The following is a 20,142-nucleotide window of genomic DNA, read 5'->3' as shown; positions in this document are numbered from 1 at the left end:
AGGGGCTCCGAAACGGAGCCGAAAATATAAAAAGATGAGTTCGATCGGAAAAATTACCGGGACAGTCTGCCGATTGACTCATAATGACGGAATTAAACGACAGTCCCTATTTTAAGAATACATTGGACAGTTTTTCCACAGGTGGTGGGGATGCAGTAGGAAAGGTCCGGTCAAGGTCTGATATTATAAGGGAAAAAAATATTCTTCCGGGTGATGTCAGTGTGTCTTCAGATTCGGGTATGATAAGGATGGATGATGTCGTGGACAATGTCATGGTGGAAGGGTATTTCGGTTCTTACAGGTCCTTTATGTATGGACTCAGCCGTAATGATTACGGGAAGTGGGAAGAGGAGCAGCGTGATGATAATGTGGCGATGGAGCCGGTGACGATAAGGACTATCGAGCCGTTTTTATCGGATGATGAGGTGGCTTCTATTCTGAAGCAGAATCACCATTGGCTCAAGGAAAAACGCATTACGGACATTGAGCTTTGTGATGCTATCGACAAGACCTATATTCCACGTGTGGGAAAATCCGGGTATGCCCAGCTGACGACCAAAGAAGTGGAGGTGATTCGCAAACAGCTTTTGCAGATATTCCAATTCAGGATATCTTTCAAGCAACTGGATCGCTGTTTGCGTATTCCGTAACCTTTTACTTTTTTTTGGGGGCGGGGTTGGGGGTGGGAAGTGTAGCCTTTGTACTGGAATGTAGCCGGGGGAAAGTGCCCGGGATTCGCGGGGATTTGGTTCACTTTCCCTGCGGTTTTCCTGTAGTTCCCCTGTGTAGGGCACCTGTAGTGCCTTGTAGTGTGTGGACCATAGGGGAAAGTGCCCGGGATTCGCGGCAAATATGGTTCACTTTCCCGGCGGTTTTCCTGTGGTTTTCCTGTGGTTTTCCTGTGGTTTCCCTGTGTAGGGCACCTGTAGTGCCTTGTAGTGTGTGGACCATAGGGGGAAAGTGCCCGGGATTCGTGGGGATTTGGTTCACTTTCCCGTAGAGGTCACCGGGCTTTCAGGCTTTATGCAAACTAAGGGCTGTCAGGGCTGTACTCTGATAGGCGCTATAAAGGCAGCCGATTTTCCGGTTCCTGCCGGGGGAACCGTCGCATCAGGTTTTCCCATAGAAACCATCGTTCCCGCGATAGAGACTACTGTCCTTCCAGCAATACCGCTCGCAAAGAGCAAGGATAAGTTTTATACTAAACTCTCGCGATTACACCAGGCTTTACACCAGACTTTACATTAGGTGTCACATCAGGCTTCATATCAAGCCGTCACATCAGGCTTCACACCAAGGTTTCACACCAAGCTTCACACCAAACTTTTACACTAAGGTTTCACACCAGACTCTCGCCTGTCATTTCCGCAGGTTGAGGTATGCCCATCAATTTCAGTATCGTTGGAGCGACATCGGCCAGCTTGCCGTCGCGTACCGCCTTGATGTCCTTGTCAATTACGATGAAAGGTACTGGATTGAGCGAATGCGCCGTATTTGGCGTGCCGTCATCGTTTACCGCATGGTCGGCATTTCCGTGGTCGGCCGTAAGAAGGACCGTGTAACCGTTCCTGACTGCCGCGTTTACGACTTTTTCAACGCATGAGTCTACTGTACGCACGGCCTTGCATATCGCATCGTAAACTCCCGTATGGCCTACCATGTCTCCGTTGGCGAAATTGAGCACAATCAGATCCTGCCTTCCTGTGTCGAGTTCCTTTACAAGCGCTTCGGTAACCTCCGGTGCGCTCATTTCCGGTTTGAGGTCGTATGTGGCAACTTTAGGGGACGGTATAAGTATCCGTTCCTCTCCCGGGAATTTTTCTTCCCGTCCTCCAGAGAAGAAAAATGTCACATGGGCGTATTTTTCCGTTTCCGCTATGCGCAACTGTCTGCGGCCTGCCTTTGAAACGACCTCGCCCAAGGTCTCCTGCACGTTTTCCTTGTCGAACAGGATATGCAGTCCCTTGAACTTGTCATCGTAAGGGGTGAGGCAGCAATAGTAAAGCGGAATGGTTTTCATCCCGTATTCCGGCATGTCTTCCTGCGTGAGTACCTGGGTTATTTCGCGCGCACGGTCGTTGCGGAAATTGAAGAACACTACTGCATCGCCTTCCTCTATCGTGGCCGCTGGTTTCCCGTTTTCATCCACAATGACTATCGGCTTTATGAACTCATCGGTCACTCCGTTGTCGTAAGATGCCTGTATGCCTTCGGCGGCGGAACGGAACGCTTCTCCCTTGCCCTCCGTCATCATGTCGTAGGCAAGTTTTATGCGGTCCCATCTCTTGTCCCGGTCCATTGCATAATATCTCCCGCAGACAGAGGCTATTTTGCCGGTGGATGCCTTCATCCTGTTTTCAAGTTCTTCGATGAACCCTTTCCCGCTTCTCGGGTCGCAGTCGCGCCCGTCCATGAAACAGTGTACGTATACGTCTTTCAGTCCGTATGATGCGGCAACGGAGAGGAATTCATAAAGGTGTGACAGCGAACTGTGTACTCCTCCCATAGATGCGAGTCCCATGAAATGCAGTTTGCAGCCTTTTTGTGCAACGTAATCGTAAACGGCTTTGATTTCTGGATTGTTCAAGAAAGAATGTTCCCTGCACGCCATGTTTATTTTTACAAGGTCCTGGTAAACAACCCTTCCGGCACCTAAGTTGAGGTGTCCCACTTCCGAATTGCCCATCTGCCCGTCAGGCAGACCTACATATTCCCCGCACGCCATAAGGTGCGAAACCGGATATTTTTCCCTGAGACTGTCTATATAAGGCGTTCCCGCGGTATAAATTGCATTGGATTTGTCTTTTTTCCCTTCTCCCCATCCATCGAGAATCATCAATAGCACTTTCTTTTCCATATATATTTATTTTGAAAATCGGCACAAATTTACGTATTTGTGGCCAAAAATGGTAATTTTGCAAAAATAATGCAGAACTATATGGTTAAGAAAAAATCGGACAGGAACGATAGGTCTCCGGTGCAGGAGTTTGTCGGAAAAATTCAGATGACACGCGAAGGCAGCGGTTTTGTCATAGTAGAAGGCGAGGAAGAAGACATTTTCGTGAAACCATCGAAAATGCGCGGCGCATTGAACGGGGACCTGGTCAGGGTCGTTGTCCGCAAAAAGAAAGGCAGAAAGGAAAATGTCCGGAAAGGGAGGCGTTCTTCCCTCCATCGTGAGGGCGAGGTAATTGCCATAGTGGAGCGTTCCAGAAAACCTTTCGTCGGCATTCTCCAGGTCGTGGGCGAAAAGGCATGGGTGCTCATGGAGAGCCGTGTAATGCCGTATGACATATCGGTGCCTTATACTGAGGTGCTCCGTACCGGGGCTTCTTCTGGAGCCAAGGTCGCAGTCCGCATCGTGCGTTGGGACAGGAGGGATCCGGAGCCGGTCGGTGAAATAGTGGATGTGCTCGGGCTCCCAGGCGAGAACGATACCGAAATGCATGCCATTCTGGCGGAATATGAATTGCCTTACCGTTTCAGCGCCCAGGTGGAGGCTGCCGCCGATGCCATAGGCGACGACTTGAACGAGGCGGAATTTTCGAAGAGAAAGGATTTCCGCGATGTGCTTACTTTCACCATAGACCCGTTCGATGCCAAGGATTTCGATGACGCCCTTTCGGTGCGCAGGACTGGCAACGGCCTTTGGGAAATAGGGGTACATATAGCCGATGTCACGCATTATGTCCGTCCGGGTTCTACGGTGGATAAGGAGGCCTTGAGCCGCGGCACTTCGGTATATCTTGTGGACAGGACCGTCCCGATGCTGCCGGAAATACTTTCCAACAAGCTGTGCTCCCTCCGTCCGGGTGAAGACAAACTCTGTTTTTCGGTCGTATTCGTGATGAACGAAAAGGGTGCGGTGACGGACCGCTGGATGGGCCGTACCGTAATCCGCTCCGATTTCCGTTTCGATTACGATGCGGCACAGAGAATCATCGAAGGTGTCGTACCTGAAACTTATACCGAATTCGATCCCCGTCCGGACAATCCTCTGTATCCGGCATTGAAAGAGGCCATAACCGCTTCTTTCTCAATAGCGATGAAACTGAGGGAGGCCCGTTTTGCAGACGGCGCAATCAGTTTCGACCGGCCCGAGATGAAGGTAATCGTCGACGAGAAAGGCCGTCCTGTCGATGTCCGTCAGAAAGTGTCCAAGGAGGCCAATTGGCTGATAGAGGAGTTCATGCTGCTGGCAAACAGGACTGTGGCCACCGTGGTAGCAAAACTGAAGAAGACTTTCGTGTACCGTGTGCATGAGGAGCCGAATGCGGACAAACTCGATTCACTTAGGTCATTCGTAAGCAATTTCGGATATAAGCTCGGCCCGACCGACAATGGGCGGGATATAGCGGGCTCGCTGAACAGCCTGTTCAAGGAGGCGGAAGGAAAACCGGAGTCGGATGTCATTGAGATGCTGGCGTTGAGATGCATGGCCCGGGCGCATTATACTACGGACAATTGCGGCCATTACGGGCTCGCTTTCAGATATTATACGCATTTTACCTCCCCTATCAGAAGGTATCCGGACATGATGGTACACCGTCTTCTTGCAAAATATCTCGAAGGCGGACGTTCCCAGAGCAAAAAACATTACGAGGAGCTTTGCGAATACTGTTCCCAGCGCGAGCAGGTGGCGGCGGATGCGGAACGCACCAGCATAAAGTACAAACTGGTGGAATTCATGCAGGACAAGGTCGGATATGAGTACGACGGGATGATTTCCGGGCTTACCGATTGGGGCATGTATGTGGAAATCGATCCGACGAAAATCGAAGGCATGGTGGCCCTCAGGGACATAGCCGGAGACTATTATGAATTCGATGAGAAAAATTACCGGATAATAGGAAAACGTTCCCGCCGTGTCTTCGTGCTCGGGGACAGGGTGAGAATCAAGGTCACCCGTGCCAATCTTGAACAGAGGCTTCTCGATTTCGAACTGATACAGCTCGAAGAGCATAATGACAAGGCCGCCGGAGCTTCCGGCCGGCAGCCCGAAGGGCGGAAATCAGAAGGGCGGAAATCAGAAGGCCGGAAATCCGGGGAAAGAAAATCCGGAGGAAAGAAGTCCGGTCGGAAATCTTCCTAAGAGGCGCGTTACCGTTCAAGAGTTGCGTTTGCCGTTGGCGATGTTTTCGCAGGCTTCTTCGAGCAAGTCCAGGACGTATTCGAACCCCTCCCTTCCCGAATAATACGGGTCGGGTACGTATGTGTCGGTGCGGTCTTCGTTGAAGAAATCCCTGATTCGTACGACTTTGTTTTCGCTTTCGGTATCCGGAGCCATCATCCGCAGCGTTTCATAGTTGTCATCATCCATGGCGACTATCATGTCGAAATCCAGAAAATCCACGATGCTTACGGGCCTTGCCCTGTGGGTGAGGGAGTATCCCCTCTTCCCGGCGGCCGCATGCATCCTTCTGTCAGGAAGTTCTCCCTTATGTCCCGAATAGGTCCCGGCCGAGTCTATCTTCCAGTCCTTGCCCGCCTTTCTTGTGATTGTGCGCAGTATCTCTTCTGCCGCCGGAGAGCGGCAGATGTTTCCCAGGCACACGAAAAGAATCCTTGTGTTGTCCATAATCCGTTTTAATTGCCGGCAAGTTACGTATAAAACCGAAATAATTGTTTACTTTTGCTTCCTGTTGCCAGAATTGAAGTATTATTTTAATAAAAAAATATCATGAAAAAGATGATTTTCATTGCAGCGGCTCTGATTCTTTGCATCCCTGCCATTTCAAATGCACAGCCCAAGGCCATCGGCGGAAGATGGGGATCTTTCGGGCTTGAAGCAAGTTACCAGCATTCAGTGGCTGCCGGCCAGAACGGTTTTCCTAATTTCTTCGAGGCGGATTTCGGTCTCGCCTACTGGGGCGGAGTCGGCGCCGTGGTTACGGGAACCTACAACTTCGTTTTTGCAAAACCGGTCTGGACCGCACGCGGCGAGTGGGAGTGGTTCGCCGGCCCGGGATTGTCTTTGGGCTATCAGCGTGGTTTCGTCATGGGTGTGACCGGACAGGTAGGGTTTCACTACACTTTCGACTTCGGACTTCAGTTGGGCGCAAGCTTCCGCCCTATCTTCGGCTTCGGGGTCAATAGCAACGGGGCGAGATTCTGGGATACGGCGCTTTATTCCGGTCTGGTTCCTGCTGTTTCGGTAAGATATGCATTCTGACGGACCCGTTATGCGTTTGAACAGATACGATTTGCTTTTCGCTGCCGTATTGCTGCTGGTTTTCCTGCCCTTTTTTCTGATAAGGCCGCTTTACGAAGTATACGAAACTTTCAATTCGGCTCATGGAATGGTCATGAGCTTCATCAAGTTCGCACTTCTTTCCACGCTCGGGGAGATGCTCGGGGCAAGAATCAGCCGCGGTCGTTACTGTCCCGAGGGATTCGGCGTGGTGCCTAAGATGATAGTGTGGGGAATACTCGGCATGGGTATCAATATGGCCATGATTATTTTCTCGAATGGTGTCCCTGTCTTCCTCGAATATATGGGTTACAGTGATGCTGGGGCCGATTTTGCAGGCGGTCTGACTTGGGGGAAAGTACTTGTGGCTTTCTGCATATCGGTGGCGATGAACTCGATTTTCGCCCCGGTCTTCATGACATTGCACAAGATTACGGACATACACATTGCCGACAACAAAGGTTCCCTGAAGGCCCTGATACGTCCTATCCCTATGGCTGCCGTGTTTTCGAGAATCGACTGGAAGGCCCAGTGGGGTTTCGTGTTCAAGAAAACAATACCCCTGTTCTGGTTTCCGGCCCATACGGTGACTTTCCTTTTGCCGGCAGGAGCGAGGCCTTTGTTCGCGGCTTTGCTCGGTGTGGTCCTCGGGGTACTGCTTGCGGTGGCCGGAAGGAAAAAATAAAAAAAAAGCCGCGTCCTGCACGTATGCAATCATGCGCAGGCCAGAAGGAATACGGCGGCCGCCACGGTTGCCGTGAATGCGGCATATATGTTCTTACGGTACCGGATCATAGCCGGAACCTCCCCAGGGATGGCATCTCAGTATCCTTTTCAGGGCCAGCCATCCTCCTTTCAGCGGCCCGTATTTTCTGAGGGCCTGCAATGTGTATGTCGAACAGGTGGGTGTAAATCTGCATGTCGGCGGTTTCAGCGGGGAAATGCACAGCTGGTAGAATCTAACCAAGGCTATCAGGGGAAGAGCCGCCGTTTTCCTTACTGTGCCCTTCCATCCCGCGGACCGGCTCCGCGAGTTTTGAGAGGAGTTCCCTGACCCCGTTTCCGATATCTTCCGATTGCCGTACATCTTTACCCATATATATGATAAGCATGTCGCACCCTTCTTCCGTTACGGGAAGGAGTTCCTTGTTCATGCGGTATGCTTCCCTTATCCTTCTTTTCAGCAGGTTCCTTTTTACGGCCCGTTTGAATGATTTTTTCGGGACCGATATCATCAGCCTGTTGACTTTTTTCCCGTTGCGGCTCTTGAAACAGCATTTGAACCCTCCGGCGAAAATGTATTTTCCCTCCTTGAAGAGCCTCTGCATGTCGTTCTTCAAGTATATTCGCTCGGATTTGCGGAACTTTCTGTCGGGCGGCCGCGGTACGTCCGCATCAGTTTTCATCATGATGCGATGCGAAGTACAGGCTCAGTGCCCGTGCAATGGACGGGGCTTCCGGAGTAGGGGCCTCGACTTCCACGCTCAGTCCGTATTCGGACATGGCCTTTGCAGTCGGCTTTCCGAAGGTCGCGAAAAGCATGCCCTCCTGCTTGAAATCCGGGTATGACTCGAACAGGGACTTGATATCGGACGGATTGTAAAATACAATCATCTGATAGCGGCTCATATCTATCGCTTTCAGGTCGGTGTACACTGTCTTTATGAAAACGGCCGTTTTCGTTTCAAGGCCTGCCGCAGCGAGCATGTTTTCGAGGTCATGGCTCGCATTGTCCGACTGGGCGATCAGGAATTTCTCCCCCTTGTGCTTCGGCCCTATCAGCGATATTATCGAGGATGGGGTGCCGTCTCCGTAGAACACCTTGCGTTTGCGGTAGACGATATGTTTCTGGAGGTACATTGCCACGGCCTCGGATACGCAGAAGTATTTCATCGAGTCCGGAATGGTTATCCTGAGTTCTTCGCAGATTTTGAAAAACGAATCGATAGTGGTTCTTCCCGTGAACACTATGGCAGTATAGTCGAGGATTGAAATCCTCTGCGCCCTGAATTCCCTTGCGGAAATGGTTTCCAGTTTGCAAAAAGGATGAAAATCGACCTCTACTCCATATTTCGAAACAATCTCATTGTACGGCGACCCGTTGGCGGGAGCCGGCTGGGCAATAAGTATTTTTTCTATTTTCATGTCCGGTTATAACAAAAATCTTTTATGCAAACATTATAAAAAATTTTCTGTCGAAATCATTTCAGCAGCAATGCCGGTAGAACGACAATGGCGGCCGGAATTATTTCAAGGGTGCAAAGGTACAAAAAAGTAGAATATGCAGAGCGGGAAGTTTGTATGAAAATTTGTATTTCGCGGATAAAAAAAATCAGATATACCAGCGCGAGCCCCGCCAGAATGGCTTTGCGGGCCATTTCCGGGTCTTTCCCTCCGAAAACATAGAAGCAGGCGGCGATTATGTATGCGAAGGCCGTCGCAATGGTAAAATATGTGTAGGAGGTCCCTCTTGCGACCTTGTATGTGCGTTCCTTTCCCGCGGTCCTTATGAAAACGGCAGTTGCCGCCGTGCGGTATGCCCAGAGCATGATTATGAATGAGGCCGTGATTGCAAGCATGGCTTCCGGACTCTGCCCGATTCCGGGAAGTGCGTATGGTATCAGTCTGTATCTTGCCCCGATTATGGTCATGGACAGTACCGAAATCAGGGCCACCCTGTTCCTTGTCGTGCGGATATGCAGGCTGTCCTCGATGTTGAAGTTTTCCTTTACGCGCACGAAGGCACCAAGGAGCGAAGGCGTTATGGCCACGATTTTCCTGAGCGATACCAGTAATATGAGCAATGTTGCCGCTATTGTCCCCTGGATCCAGGCCGAATCCCCCCATTCCGCCGTGAAGAATTTATCTTCGTCCGTCGTTCCTCCGTCTGCCGGCACGCTTTCGCACAGCCGGCCTCCCCAGGCCTCCGCTATGCTCCGGCATGTCGTAGCGCTGTCGGTCCGATATTCCAGTGTGTCGCTGTGGAAAACGTTGTCTTCCATGATTTTCAGTTACCCCTTTTCGCTTTGTAACCCGCTGCGGTCAGCAATTCTGTCACCTTGTCCCGGAAGTCTCCCTGGATGAGGATTTCCCCGTCTTTGACGCTTCCCCCGACGCCGCACTTGGTCTTCAGCATTTTCCCGAGGGCGGCAAGGTCTTCCTCCCTGCCGACAAAACCCGTTATCAGCGTGACCTGTTTTCCTGAACGGTTTCTGCGGTCTATGCCCACGGTCAGTTTCTGTTTTCCCGGTTCGAGGGTTTCCGGCTCCTCCTCCGCGTATTCGGTATATTTGAAATCAGGGTCGGTCGAATAGACAACCCCTGTCCTTTTTTTCCAACTGTTGTCTGACATCGCTTCGTATCTTTCTTGCAAAATTAAGAAAAATCCGTCAAGTTTTCCGGAAAATCGGAAACAGTTGTTATATTTGCATATTTGTGGAATATTGGAATAAACAAAATACGCATCAGTACATGGATAATAAGAGATTTACTCTTGTCAACAGGATTATCGCCGCTGTCGTTCTTGCGGCTTCCTCATTGGTATACTTGCTGACGATAGAGCCGACGGCCAGTTTCTGGGATTGCGGCGAGTTCATAGCCTCATCATACAAACTCGAAGTCGGGCACCCGCCGGGAAACCCTGTCTTCCAGCTTTTTGCGAGATTCTTTACCATGTTCGCCTCTCCGGAGAACGCCGCCATGGCGGTGAATGCGATGAGCGCGATTTGCTCCGGACTTACGATATTTTTCCTCTATCTTACGATTGTACACCTTGCGAGGAGGATTATCGTCCGTGAACAGAACGGCACCTATTCGGTGGCATCGGCCATAGCTGTATTCGGTGCCGGTGTCGTGGGTGCGATGGCCTACTGTTTTTCGGATACTTTCTGGTTTTCGGCGGTGGAGGCCGAGGTCTATGCGATGTCGTCCCTCCTTACCGCGATGGTCTTCTGGGCGATGTTTGCCTGGTACGACCAGGCGGACGAGCCTTATGCCAACAGGTGGATCGTGCTGATTTCGCTTCTGATGGGACTTTCGATAGGGGTGCATCTGCTGAACCTGCTTACCATCCCGGCCCTTGTTTTCATTTATATTTACAGGAAAAGGGACAGAATCACTTTCTGGCAGGGAGTGAAATATTTCGTCGTTTCCGTAATCCTGCTCGCGGTAATACTATACGGTGTCATACCGTTGCTGCCTAAGCTGGCGGCCTATGTCGACTTGCTGTTTGTCAACTCCTTCTCTCTTCCGTTCAATACCGGGGCCGTTTTCTTCATGGTCGTGCTGCTCGCCCTCTGTTTCTGGGGACTTTTCAGGACGATGAGAAGCGGAAAGGCGATGGCGAACCTGGTGCTTCTCTGTTTTACCGCCATCACCATAGGCTTTTCCCTGTTTTCGATAGTAATCATAAGGTCTTCTGCAAATACCCCTACGAACGAGTACCAGCCTGACAATCCGTTTACTCTGATAAGGTATCTCGCGCGTGAGCAATACGGGAGCCAGCCGTTGGTTTACGGGCAGTATTTCGGGGCACCTTCGGATGAATACAAGGTGAAGAAGTACTACACTCCTCTGGACGGCAAGTATGTCAAGACAGATGCTCCGGCCGAGCCGGTATACACTTCGTCCGGCAAGATGCTTTTCCCGAGGATGTGGAGTTGGGAAGACCGTCATGTGAACGTGTATCTGGCATATATGGGAGACAGGGGCAAGACCGTTCCCGGTGCAAAATACAAGAAGCCTACGTTCATGGACAATCTGAGTTTCTTCTTCGATTACCAGATGAACTGGATGTACTGGAGATATTTCATGTGGAACTTTGCCGGAAGGCAGAACGACCTGCACGGAGAGATGTCGGGAGACCCGTTTGCCGGCAACTGGGAATCGGGCATAGGCTTCATCGACAGGCTCAGGCTCGGCGACCAGAGCGAGGGCCCGGATTACATAGTGGACAGCAAGGCGAAGAACCACTATTTCATGCTTCCTCTGATTCTCGGAATAGCCGGATTGCTTTACCAGTTCTACCGCGACAGGAGGGGCTGCTGGGTTACTTTCCTCCTGTTCATAATGACGGGAATCGCGATAGTGATTTACCTCAACCAGCCTCCTTTGCAGGTAAGGGAGAGGGACTATGCATACGCGGGCTCGTTCTATGCCTTTTCGATATGGATAGGTCTCGGAGTACTCGCCCTGTATGCCCTTTTCAATAGATGGCTCAAGAAACGCAGGGAGATTTCGGCAGGGGCGGCCGTGGCGCTTTCGCTTTCGGTGCCGATTATCATGGGATGCGAGAACTGGGACGACCATGACCGCAGCAACCGCAGGACGGCGGTGGAGATGGCGGCCAACCTGCTTGAGTCGGTCGGGGAGAACGGCATCCTCATAACCCACGGGGACAATGATACCTTCCCTCTCTGGTATGCCCAGGAGGTAGAGGAAATAAGGAACGATGTGCGCATAGTCAATACGTCCCTGCTCGGTACGGACTGGTACATAGACCAGATGCGTTCCAAGATAAACAACTCGGATGCAATCAAGCTGACGACTCCGCGTAAGGAGTATCTGTACGGTACGAACGATGTCGTGTATGTCGAGGACATGGCCGGAGGCCCGGTTTCCGCAAAAGACGTCATGCGGCTTTTCAATCATCCGGACATGAAGATAAAGCTGACGAGCGGCAAGCCTGTGAGCTGTATCGTGGCGAAAGAGATAGTCGTGCCTGTCAATAAGGAAAACGCGCTGAAATACGGAATTGTGGATGAAAAATACGCGGATCTGATAGAGGACTCAATCGTATTGAAAATCCCTGAAAACGATGTGTTCATAACGAAACAGGACTTCATCATCATCGATTTGCTTTCCAATTATGAATGGGACAGGCCGATTCACATGCTGAATCTCGGCGGAACTCTGAAACTGGGACTCCGTTCATATCTGGAATACAACGGCTTTACCCACAAGCTCGTACCTATAAAATCCTCTACCACCTATTCTTCGGACGGCTTCTACGATCCGGACAATCTGTATCATCTGGTAAAGGACGTTTACAGGTGGGATGCGCTGAAGGACGACTATTTCGTGGATTACATGAATCTTTCGACTTTCTCGGGCATGCTTCCTCAGCGCCAGATGTTTGTCAAGGTGGCCGACGCCCTGATCGAGGCCCGAGAGGATGAAAAGGCGGAAGAAGTACTCGATATGAGTTTCGAATGTGTTCCTGTGGACAAATATCCGCTCGACCTGACTTATCTCAGGACGGCGAACGAATTGTCGGTTTTAGATATGATTTCCGCGTACCTGAAGATAGGGGCGGATGAAAAGGCGGACAGGCTCGCTTCCGCATTCTGTACGGAACTTCTCGAATCGGTGAAGCTTTTCGGCAAAAACATAGCCAATTATTCGGCTTCGGAAAACCTCGGTTTCGTAAGGGATTACTATTTTTCCGTGCTCGACCTGCTCTATACGGCCGGGCATGATGAATTGGCTGACAATCTCCAGAATGAGTTCAAGGCGATTCTGGAAGTCCTTATAGGCTCTCCGCAATAAGAAGCCTCCTAAGAAACTGCCGCAGACGGTTATAGACTCTTATAGACTCTTTTTATAGAACCTTTCTATGAAAGAGTCTATATTTTTTTCGCCTTTGAGCAGGAGGTTGAGTTCTTTCTCGGAAACATTGTCCGTGTCCAGAAGGATGAGCCCGTCCACACAGTAGTTGAAAAGAGGGTCTACGTTGAAATCGATGACCTTTACACCTATTTTCAGATATCTCTTTATCAGGGAAGGAATCCTCATCTTGCCGTTGCTCAGGGCCATGATATACCGGTCCGTATGCTCGATGGAGTCGCATTTGTCCAGAAGAAGGTCGTCGATGTTTACCTTTTCGACACGGTTCTTGAAGCGGTGTTCCGGGTCGATGAGTTTCCTCATGGACGGAAGCCCGAAGTTTTCCGAAAGGTATTTTACGAAAATGCTCTTATAAAGGTCGGGATACCAGCTGCTTATGCTTACGGGCCCTATCACGTACCTTACTTCGGGATAGCGCATGGTCGAAAAGAGTATGCCTTTGATGAGGAGCATCAGCGGAAAGATTTCCTTCTGATATTCGGAAACGACGAAGGACCTGCCGAGTTCTATGGACTGTTTCAGCGTTTCCTCCATCCCTTTCCTGTAGTGGAACAGCGTATCCACGTAGAAGCCCGAAAGTCCGAAGTCCCGGACTATCTCGGAGCCTATGCCGATACGGTAAGCACCGGCTATCTTCCTTTTCGCCACATCCCAAAGCACGAGATGCTTGTAATAGACATCGTATTCGTCGGTGTCGCAAGACTTTCCGGTTCCTTCGCCGATTTCCCTGAAGGTGATTTCGCGTAACCGGGCAAGTTCATACATGATTGTATGGTATTCCCTGTATGTGAGCAGGAAGACTTCGTATCCGGCGGTCTCGAAGAGCCTGTTTCCGTTGGCCCTGGCCTTGTCTATGTCCCATTCGATTTCCGCCTGGCTTTTCCCCTTTACTATCGGTTTGAGCGGCCCGTCGTCCAGGAACTCGTTGGTCGCCGGGATATTGGCCTCCAGGGCGTAGCACCGTGCATACAGGTGTCTGGACAGCATCTTCCTGTCGGCGAGCGCGGCTACATCGGCGGCGCTGACGGCTTTCCCTATCTTCAGGACGGCCGTGCGTTTTCTCGCTTTGAGGAATTCCCTCGGCAGGAGGGCCGTGCGGAGATACGGGTTCAGGCGGCCTGCGAGATGGAAGAGCCGGCTGTTCTGCCCGTGGAAGTATACGGGAATTACCGGACATCCGCTTCTTGCAATCAGCTTCATTGAAGAATTTTCCCAAGGGATATCCCTTGCCATGACCCTTCTGGAAAACAGCTTTTTATAAAAATCCTTTTTCGGTATCGTCGATACTTCCCCCGCCGGGAAAATAATCAGCAGCCCTCCGTTTTCAAGATGCCTTATGGCCTGTTTCATTCCCGACGAGCTCCCCGGGGCCCATTTCGCCCCCCTGAACGGATTGACCGGAAGGAAATCGTCAGAAAGCGGACCTATCATCGACAGTATGAAGTTGGTCATGACCTTCACATCGCTTCTGACATGGTGGACGGCTTCGTAAAGCAGCAGGCCGTCGGCTCCCCCGAAAGGATGGTTCGACACTATCACGGCGGCCCCTTCGGCCGGAATATTCTTTATATCGTCTTCGGATATCGTGCATTTCAGCTTGAAACGCTCTATGGCGGCACGCACGAATTCGATTCCTTTCAGTTCGGATATCGGGCGGTAATCCCGGTTGATTTTGGCAAAGCCCATTGCATAGTACAGTATGTTTGATGCAAGGCCTCTTAATGGATTCTTCTGCCCGATAACTTTTCTGATATCGGATTTATTGATTACATTTGTTTCCATTTATGCCCGTAGGTAGGTTTTAGTATTACCTGCAAAGATAATAAAAAAGTGGATATAAGAGAGAGGATAAAACTGTTGCCTAACGCTCCCGGGGTCTACCGTTTCTACGATTCGGCAGGCGAGGTGATATATGTCGGAAAGGCGAAGTCCTTGAAAAACAGGGTGGCCCAATATTTTGTGCCTCCCGACAGGCTTACTCGCAAGACAGCACTGATGGTGTCGAAAATAGCGGATTTGCAGCATACCGTGGTGGACAGCGAGTCCGATGCCCTGCTTTTGGAAAACAATCTGATAAAGCAGTACAAGCCCAAGTACAACATCCTTCTCAAGGATTCCAAGACCTATCCGTGGATTTGCGTGACAGACGAGGATTTTCCGAGGATTTTCCTTACGCGCAGGTTCATAAAGTCCAACGGTACGTATTTCGGGCCGTACAGTTCGGTGCGCCACGCCCGCAGCCTGATAGAGCTGTTCGAAAACCTTTTTCCTCTGCGGGACTGCCGGAACAGGTTCACCCAGGAAAGCGTAAGGTCCAAGCCTTTGCGCCCGTGCCTCAATTACCATACTGGAAAATGCAAGGCCCCGTGTGCGGGCTTGATTTCCAAAGAGGAATATAACGAAGGCATATCCGAATCCGTGCGGCTTCTCAAGGGTGGAGGAAGGGAGATGATAAGGCGTTATACCGAAAGGATGCAGGAGGCTGCCGGGCGGCTGGCCTTCGAGGAAGCAGAAGATTACCGCAAGAAAACGGAACTGCTGAAAAAACACTATGACCGCTCGCTGATAGTGAGTGCGGACATAACGGATTTGGACGTGTTTTCTATGATTTTCGACGGCTATACCGGATACGGGAACTATCTCAGGGTAAGGCAGGGCTGTATCATCCAGTCCATGAATCTTGCGTTAAAAATGAATATCGAGGAAGAACAGGAGGCCATGCTCGAATCTTTCATAGCCGAGATTTCTTTCAAATTCGGAGACTTGTCACGTGAAATACTCGTGTCACAGCCGATAGGCATGGAGATGCCGGGCAAGGAAATCCATGTGCCCCAGCGCGGCGAAAAAGCCGGCCTTGTCGAATTGAGCCGCAAGAATGCGGCCGCTTTCAAGTTCGACCTGATGAAACAGGAGGAGCATGTCAATCCGGACGAATATCATGAGAAGGTAATGGAGCAGCTGCGGAATGCCCTTGGAATGGAGAAGCTCCCGCGCCATATAGAATGTTTCGATAACTCCAATATCCAGGGGACGAATCCCGTGGCATCCTGCGTGGTTTTCAGGGACGGGAAGCCGAGCAAGTCCGATTACCGCCATTTCAATATCAAGACAGTCGTCGGGGCCAACGATTTCGCTTCGATGAAAGAAGTCCTCACCCGCCGTTATTCGAGGATGCTCCGTGAAGGGGAGGAACTGCCGGACCTGATTGTGATAGACGGGGGGAAGGGGCAGCTGTCCTTTGCCTGCGAGGCCCTTGCCGAACTCGGGATTCTGGAAGACGTTACGGTGGTCGGGCTTGCCAAGAGGCTTGAAGAAGTGATAATCCCCGGCGACCCCTATCCGCTCTTTCTTGACAAGAATTCTTCCGCGTTGAAGCTGATGATGCAGATTCGCGATGAAGCCCACCGTTTCGGCATCACCCATCATCGAAACCGCAGGAGCAAGTCCCAGATAGAATCACGTCTGAGGGACATTCCCGGAGTCGGGGAGAAGACCGAGGAGACGTTGTTGAGGCGTTTCGGAAGCGCGTCCCGGGTGGCTAACGCAACGTATGAAGACCTCACGGCCGCCGTAGGCAAAAATCTGGCAACGAAAATTCTTAAATTTTATAATAAGGAAATCCAATAACGGGAATAATGGGAAGATTGGGAAAATTTTTCAAAAGCGGTGTTCTCGCCCCATTCGATTATTTTTTGATAATCGGCATAATTGCGGCGAATCTCATTCACTCGATTGCGGCCGGCCAGGTCGATTTGCTCGGCTCGGTAGCCGGGATTGCCGGGGTAGTCTGTGTTGTACTTGTCGCCAAGGGCAATATATGGAATTATTTTTTCGGGGTGATAAATGTTTCGCTGTATGCCTGGATATCCTTCAAGTCGGATTTGTACGGAGATGCCGCCCTGAATGCCCTGTACTATTTTCCGATGCAGTTCATCGGCCTGTGGCAGTGGCGCAGGCGGGGTGCGACGGATGACGTAAAGGCGGTAAGGGCCAGGAGGATGACTACGGTGCAGAGGGTGTTGCTTGCCATCGGCTGCATAGTTCTGACGGCCGTTGTCGGGCTTATCCTTGACAAGGTAGGGGACCCTCAGCCGTACAAGGATGCCGCGACTACCGTTCTCTCGGTAATAGCCCAGGCCCTTATGGTGGCGGCCTTTGCCGAGCAGTGGGCGCTTTGGATTATAAACAATGTCATAAGCATAGCCATGTGGGTGGTCTGCACGGTCGAAGGCGACAGCCATGCTTCGCTGATGGTGCTGATGTGGGTGTTCTATCTGATGAACTCCGTAAACGGCTGCCGGGTATGGCTCAAATCCGCGCGTGAAGCGGAATCAGTCGAATGATGCGCTGAACAGGAAGCCGGCATAGAACCTGTCCGTCCCGGGAAGCCGGGCAAGCAGGCTCCCCCCGTTGTATGCGAGCCTTGTCCCTACTGAAAAACTGTAAGGGAGATTTAATATGTGTACTTCGAAGGTTATGTCGCCTCCTGCGGAAAAACATTCCCCGCTATTTCCTCTGTCGTGGCTGAAGGCGATATCAAAAAACGGGGTCAGTACCGCACGTTTGAAATAAAGTATTCCCGGAATGGAGATGTCCCCGAGATAAACCGGGACTGCATAATCGGCCGTTGCCAGGGTTCCGCATGACGGATTGAACAGGTCCTGTGCGTTCCCGGAAAGTCCCCGCGGTGCGAGTGAAATATTCCTCGTTGCAAGAGGCTTTTTCTGCAAGTCCCTTACGTGCAGCACGCTCAGTTTTATGCCCTGGTTCGCGATTCCCGGCAGATAGCCGTAAACATATCCGTAAACCCTGTCCCCTATATAACGTCTCATGTTTCCGGTCCCTGCCAGTCCGGCCTCGATTCCGAATCCGTATTCCGGATAGACGGCCGCCACCGGTGTCTGTCTCATCTGGTAATATCTCAGCGATGCCGTAAAATTTACGGCATACCGGTAGCGCTCGTACATTTTCCCGCCGTCTATGGCGGTGATTATTTCATATCTGTCATTGCTGAACCCCGCCGAAACCTGCGGTATGAGCCCCCTTGACCATCCCCCGTAGTTGAAAGCGAAGGGAACGTATGCGCTGAGGCTTATCTGTAGCGAAGGGTCCCTGTAAGGGGATTCGCTCATTGTCGACGACGTTTCTTTCTCGATTAAATCCACAGTGTTGCGGATGAAGGCGCGGGGGTTGAATTTCGCATTGAGCTCTATCACCGGGTACAGCCCCGAGTAAGTAAACCGGAAGGCTCCCCCGTGCCTTTTGTTTTTATAAAAATATCCCAACATGGCCTGTGCGGTTCCGAGGTGGTTTTGCGACCATACGGCGGCTCCTATCGATGCGGTCTCGTTGAGGGCGTCGAAACTCAAGGTACGGAGATTGTCGGTGTCGAAATAGAACGGGGCCCAGGAATGGATGTTGAAAATATGTCCGGCCTTGCCGTATCTTTTCTTTACGAATGAGGAAGTGTCGGGCTCCCTTGCGAAAAGGCTGTCCGGAATCTGTGAACGAGCTGTCCGGGTTATTTCTTCCGTTATCGGGTTGCGCCAGATGCTGTCCGTTACCGGCAGGGTTTTCCCGTCCCCGAGGCTTACGTGCGGCAGATAACCTTTCGTTCCCAATTTTGAAAAATACAGTTTCCCGCCGGCGGTGTCGAATACATACGATTCCATTCCGTAAGGGGTGGAGAGGAACCTCCTCGTTTCCCCGGTCGCGATATCCGTTCCATACAGGTCGTTCACCCCGTCGCGGTCGGAGACATACATGATATTGTTTTCGTATTTTCCTATTTCTGAAAAATTTACATACTCTTCCGCCAGGAATCCCCGGGTTTCCCCGAGCACGATAATCTCCGCTTTGCACGAGTCTGTCCTGTATACGGGCGTTTCCCATATTCCCATCCCCCTGTCGGTAATTCCGAGCGAATAGATGCCATCCTCCGCCCATACGCTTTCCGTGAACCTTATTCCCCGAGGCAACCGGAGACGGCAGGCGGTTTTCCCGTCATCGGCATTTAAGACAACGAGAAAATATTTTCCGTCCGCGGCATATTCCGTCGTCGCGAGATATTTTCCGTCGTCCGAAACCGCGACATTCCAGAACCTTTCCCCTCTTGTCAGGCGGTGTTTGCGTTTTTCCTTCAAATCATAGGAAAATATGTCCGAACTTTCCTTCAGGCTCCATCTTTCGTCGCTCACCGCCTCTGTCCAATAGAGCGTTGTCCCGTCCGGCGCGGATGAAAGCCAGCTTGCATTGTATGAAAACGGGATGATTTTCCGTTCTTTCCCGCAGCTGTCTACCGATACGAGGACGTATGGCTGGTGCAGCGAATGCTTGACATAATATATTTTACCGTCATATCCTTGGGTACCCCCGGAATATTCCGTATATCTCCGCGGTTCTTTGACTGCCATCCTGCTTGCGGTGGCTTCGGGACGTCCGGCGGCGGCTTCCTTCCAGATTTTCGTATAAAGTGCGACGGCTTCCCGGTGGAGTTCCCTCTTGGTTTTCCCCGTGACCTTTTTATAGGCGTAATTGTTTACCCACGGGATATAGGGGCGGCGGCGTATGGTTTCAAGGATTTTTCCGTAATAACCGTAATCCCCTGTAAGATAGATGATATAACTGTTCAGCAGGTAGCCGTAGGCATAGTTGTCCGGTGTGTAATGCCTGTAAGAGCCGACTATCCATCTGTCCCTGTTGCGGAAATCCCCGTTGTCGAAAGCGGCCATGTAGTAGCTCATGAACCGGGCCTCGCGCCCTCTGCCTCCTTCGGACAGCACGGTCTCGGTCACTACTGCATCCCCTTCATACATGAATGTGTTCTGGTAGAGTCCGAAAAACAGCCCTGCCGCCTGTTGGCCGAACAGCCAGTTGAACGGTTTGAAAACGCTTCCCGTAAAATTGTTGATGTGCCCTATGTGCCGGCTTTCGTGCATGGCGAGATGCCTGCTCCACGGCACTGCCGATGGGGAGTATCCGTCCGGGGTCGTGAGCATTTCGATTCTTTTTGGGGCCCACATCACCATTCCGTTGGGAGTCGCGTTGTACGGATGGAGTATTACCGGCATGCGTTTTCCTACAGCGGACATTCCCCAGAGCGAGAGAGGACGGTATTTTTCGAGATTGAAGGCATAGTCGTATGCGAGGGAATCCATTCCGCGCGGGTATATCACATCATAGTAGGGAGTGCTGAGCTGCTGCCATCTTGTTCCTCCAGGGTCGTCTCCGAGGGAAAAATACTGGGCGGCTGCCGTTCCGGCCGACAGCGCGAGCCAGGCCGCTACGGCAATAATTGCGCGGAAGTATTTCAGAAACGTGCCCATACC

At 51.3% G+C, this 20,142-nt stretch carries 16 protein-coding genes; 7 read left to right on the top strand and 9 right to left on the bottom strand.

The window, feature by feature from the left end; all coding sequences use genetic code 11:
- The first annotated feature begins 239 nt into the window (after positions 1-239).
- Entirely contained in the window at positions 240-650 is a 411-nt protein-coding gene (locus B5F83_RS08615; protein WP_143822510.1) for a hypothetical protein, read from the top strand.
- 689 nt (positions 651-1,339) lie between these two features.
- Here B5F83_RS08615 and gpmI read toward each other — a convergent pair.
- Positions 1,340-2,857, bottom strand: a complete 1,518-nt coding sequence (gene gpmI / locus B5F83_RS08605; RefSeq protein WP_087279661.1) for a 2,3-bisphosphoglycerate-independent phosphoglycerate mutase — start codon at positions 2,855-2,857, stop codon at positions 1,340-1,342.
- An 81-nt stretch (positions 2,858-2,938) separates the two neighbouring features.
- On the opposite strand from gpmI, the gene rnr reads away from it, so the two are divergent.
- The gene (gene rnr, locus B5F83_RS08600) at positions 2,939-5,092 is read left to right on the top strand and encodes a ribonuclease R (RefSeq protein WP_087279687.1); all 2,154 of its coding nucleotides are present in this window, start codon (positions 2,939-2,941) and stop codon (positions 5,090-5,092) included.
- Positions 5,093-5,107: 15 nt separating this feature from the next.
- Here rnr and B5F83_RS08595 read toward each other — a convergent pair whose 3' ends face one another.
- Complete coding sequence (locus B5F83_RS08595) at positions 5,108-5,578, bottom strand: low molecular weight protein-tyrosine-phosphatase (RefSeq protein WP_087279658.1); 471 nt, start codon at positions 5,576-5,578, stop codon at positions 5,108-5,110.
- A 102-nt stretch (positions 5,579-5,680) separates the two neighbouring features.
- Between B5F83_RS08595 and B5F83_RS08590 the strand changes: the two genes are divergently transcribed.
- Both B5F83_RS08590 and B5F83_RS08585 read left to right on the top strand, forming a co-directional pair.
- The gene (locus B5F83_RS08590) at positions 5,681-6,172 is read left to right on the top strand and encodes a hypothetical protein (RefSeq protein WP_087279655.1); all 492 of its coding nucleotides are present in this window, start codon (positions 5,681-5,683) and stop codon (positions 6,170-6,172) included.
- Positions 6,173-6,188: 16 nt separating this feature from the next.
- Positions 6,189-6,875, top strand: coding sequence for a hypothetical protein (locus B5F83_RS08585; protein WP_087279684.1), 687 nt, complete (start codon positions 6,189-6,191; stop codon positions 6,873-6,875).
- A gap of 93 nt (positions 6,876-6,968) precedes the next feature.
- Here B5F83_RS08585 and yidD read toward each other — a convergent pair whose 3' ends face one another.
- From yidD to B5F83_RS08560, 5 genes are read right to left on the bottom strand one after another with little or no spacing between them, the layout of a single operon-like run.
- Complete coding sequence (gene yidD, locus B5F83_RS10800; RefSeq protein WP_239383848.1) at positions 6,969-7,157, bottom strand: membrane protein insertion efficiency factor YidD; 189 nt, start codon at positions 7,155-7,157, stop codon at positions 6,969-6,971.
- On the bottom strand, positions 7,150-7,599 hold the full coding sequence (gene rnpA, locus B5F83_RS10795) for a ribonuclease P protein component (protein WP_087279649.1): 450 nt from the start codon (positions 7,597-7,599) through the stop codon (positions 7,150-7,152). Before rnpA ends, yidD begins: the two co-directional genes overlap by 8 nt.
- Positions 7,586-8,335, bottom strand: a complete 750-nt coding sequence (locus tag B5F83_RS08570; RefSeq protein ID WP_087279646.1) for a uroporphyrinogen-III synthase — start codon at positions 8,333-8,335, stop codon at positions 7,586-7,588. The genes rnpA and B5F83_RS08570 overlap by 14 nt, the downstream gene beginning before the upstream one ends.
- Positions 8,336-8,391: 56 nt before the next feature.
- Positions 8,392-9,192, bottom strand: coding sequence for a DUF4271 domain-containing protein (locus tag B5F83_RS08565; RefSeq protein ID WP_087279643.1), 801 nt, complete (start codon positions 9,190-9,192; stop codon positions 8,392-8,394).
- A 5-nt stretch (positions 9,193-9,197) separates the two neighbouring features.
- Positions 9,198-9,542, bottom strand: coding sequence for a translation initiation factor (locus B5F83_RS08560; RefSeq protein ID WP_087279641.1), 345 nt, complete (start codon positions 9,540-9,542; stop codon positions 9,198-9,200).
- 119 nt (positions 9,543-9,661) lie between these two features.
- Between B5F83_RS08560 and B5F83_RS08555 the strand changes: the two genes are divergently transcribed.
- Positions 9,662-12,736 (top strand): DUF2723 domain-containing protein, encoded by a 3,075-nt coding sequence (locus tag B5F83_RS08555; protein ID WP_087279637.1) that lies wholly within the window; start codon positions 9,662-9,664, stop codon positions 12,734-12,736.
- 39 nt (positions 12,737-12,775) lie between these two features.
- Here B5F83_RS08555 and B5F83_RS08550 read toward each other — a convergent pair whose 3' ends face one another.
- A complete protein-coding gene (locus tag B5F83_RS08550) occupies positions 12,776-14,596 on the bottom strand; it encodes a lysophospholipid acyltransferase family protein (protein WP_087279635.1) in 1,821 nt (606 codons plus the stop codon).
- 48 nt (positions 14,597-14,644) lie between these two features.
- Between B5F83_RS08550 and uvrC the strand changes: the two genes are divergently transcribed.
- A complete protein-coding gene (gene uvrC / locus B5F83_RS08545; protein ID WP_158094201.1) occupies positions 14,645-16,441 on the top strand; it encodes an excinuclease ABC subunit UvrC in 1,797 nt (598 codons plus the stop codon).
- An 8-nt stretch (positions 16,442-16,449) separates the two neighbouring features.
- The gene (pnuC, locus tag B5F83_RS08540) at positions 16,450-17,157 is read left to right on the top strand and encodes a nicotinamide riboside transporter PnuC (protein ID WP_087279630.1); all 708 of its coding nucleotides are present in this window, start codon (positions 16,450-16,452) and stop codon (positions 17,155-17,157) included.
- Here pnuC and B5F83_RS08535 read toward each other — a convergent pair.
- Positions 17,146-20,139, bottom strand: a complete 2,994-nt coding sequence (locus B5F83_RS08535; RefSeq protein ID WP_087279627.1) for a hypothetical protein — start codon at positions 20,137-20,139, stop codon at positions 17,146-17,148. The genes pnuC and B5F83_RS08535 overlap by 12 nt on opposite strands.
- Between the last annotated feature and the right edge of the window lie 3 nt (positions 20,140-20,142).

The organism is Muribaculum sp. An289, assembly GCF_002159555.1.
GTDB classification, from domain to species: Bacteria; Bacteroidota; Bacteroidia; order Bacteroidales; family UBA932; genus Merdivivens; species Merdivivens faecigallinarum.
This window is presented reverse-complemented; position numbering and strand designations above follow the sequence as displayed.

Coding starts and splice junctions, on each gene's coding strand:
- B5F83_RS08535 (WP_087279627.1), bottom strand. CDS start 20,139: ATGGGCACGTTTCTGAAATACTTCCGCGCAATTATTGCCGTAGCGGCC.
- B5F83_RS08560 (WP_087279641.1), bottom strand. CDS start 9,542: ATGTCAGACAACAGTTGGAAAAAAAGGACAGGGGTTGTCTATTCGACC.
- B5F83_RS08555 (WP_087279637.1), top strand. CDS start 9,662: ATGGATAATAAGAGATTTACTCTTGTCAACAGGATTATCGCCGCTGTC.
- rnpA (WP_087279649.1), bottom strand. CDS start 7,599: ATGATGAAAACTGATGCGGACGTACCGCGGCCGCCCGACAGAAAGTTC.
- gpmI (WP_087279661.1), bottom strand. CDS start 2,857: ATGGAAAAGAAAGTGCTATTGATGATTCTCGATGGATGGGGAGAAGGG.
- pnuC (WP_087279630.1), top strand. CDS start 16,450: ATGGGAAGATTGGGAAAATTTTTCAAAAGCGGTGTTCTCGCCCCATTC.
- rnr (WP_087279687.1), top strand. CDS start 2,939: ATGGTTAAGAAAAAATCGGACAGGAACGATAGGTCTCCGGTGCAGGAG.
- B5F83_RS08595 (WP_087279658.1), bottom strand. CDS start 5,578: ATGGACAACACAAGGATTCTTTTCGTGTGCCTGGGAAACATCTGCCGC.
- B5F83_RS08570 (WP_087279646.1), bottom strand. CDS start 8,335: ATGAAAATAGAAAAAATACTTATTGCCCAGCCGGCTCCCGCCAACGGG.
- B5F83_RS08590 (WP_087279655.1), top strand. CDS start 5,681: ATGAAAAAGATGATTTTCATTGCAGCGGCTCTGATTCTTTGCATCCCT.
- B5F83_RS08615 (WP_143822510.1), top strand. CDS start 240: ATGATAAGGATGGATGATGTCGTGGACAATGTCATGGTGGAAGGGTAT.
- B5F83_RS08565 (WP_087279643.1), bottom strand. CDS start 9,192: ATGGAAGACAACGTTTTCCACAGCGACACACTGGAATATCGGACCGAC.
- B5F83_RS08550 (WP_087279635.1), bottom strand. CDS start 14,596: ATGGAAACAAATGTAATCAATAAATCCGATATCAGAAAAGTTATCGGG.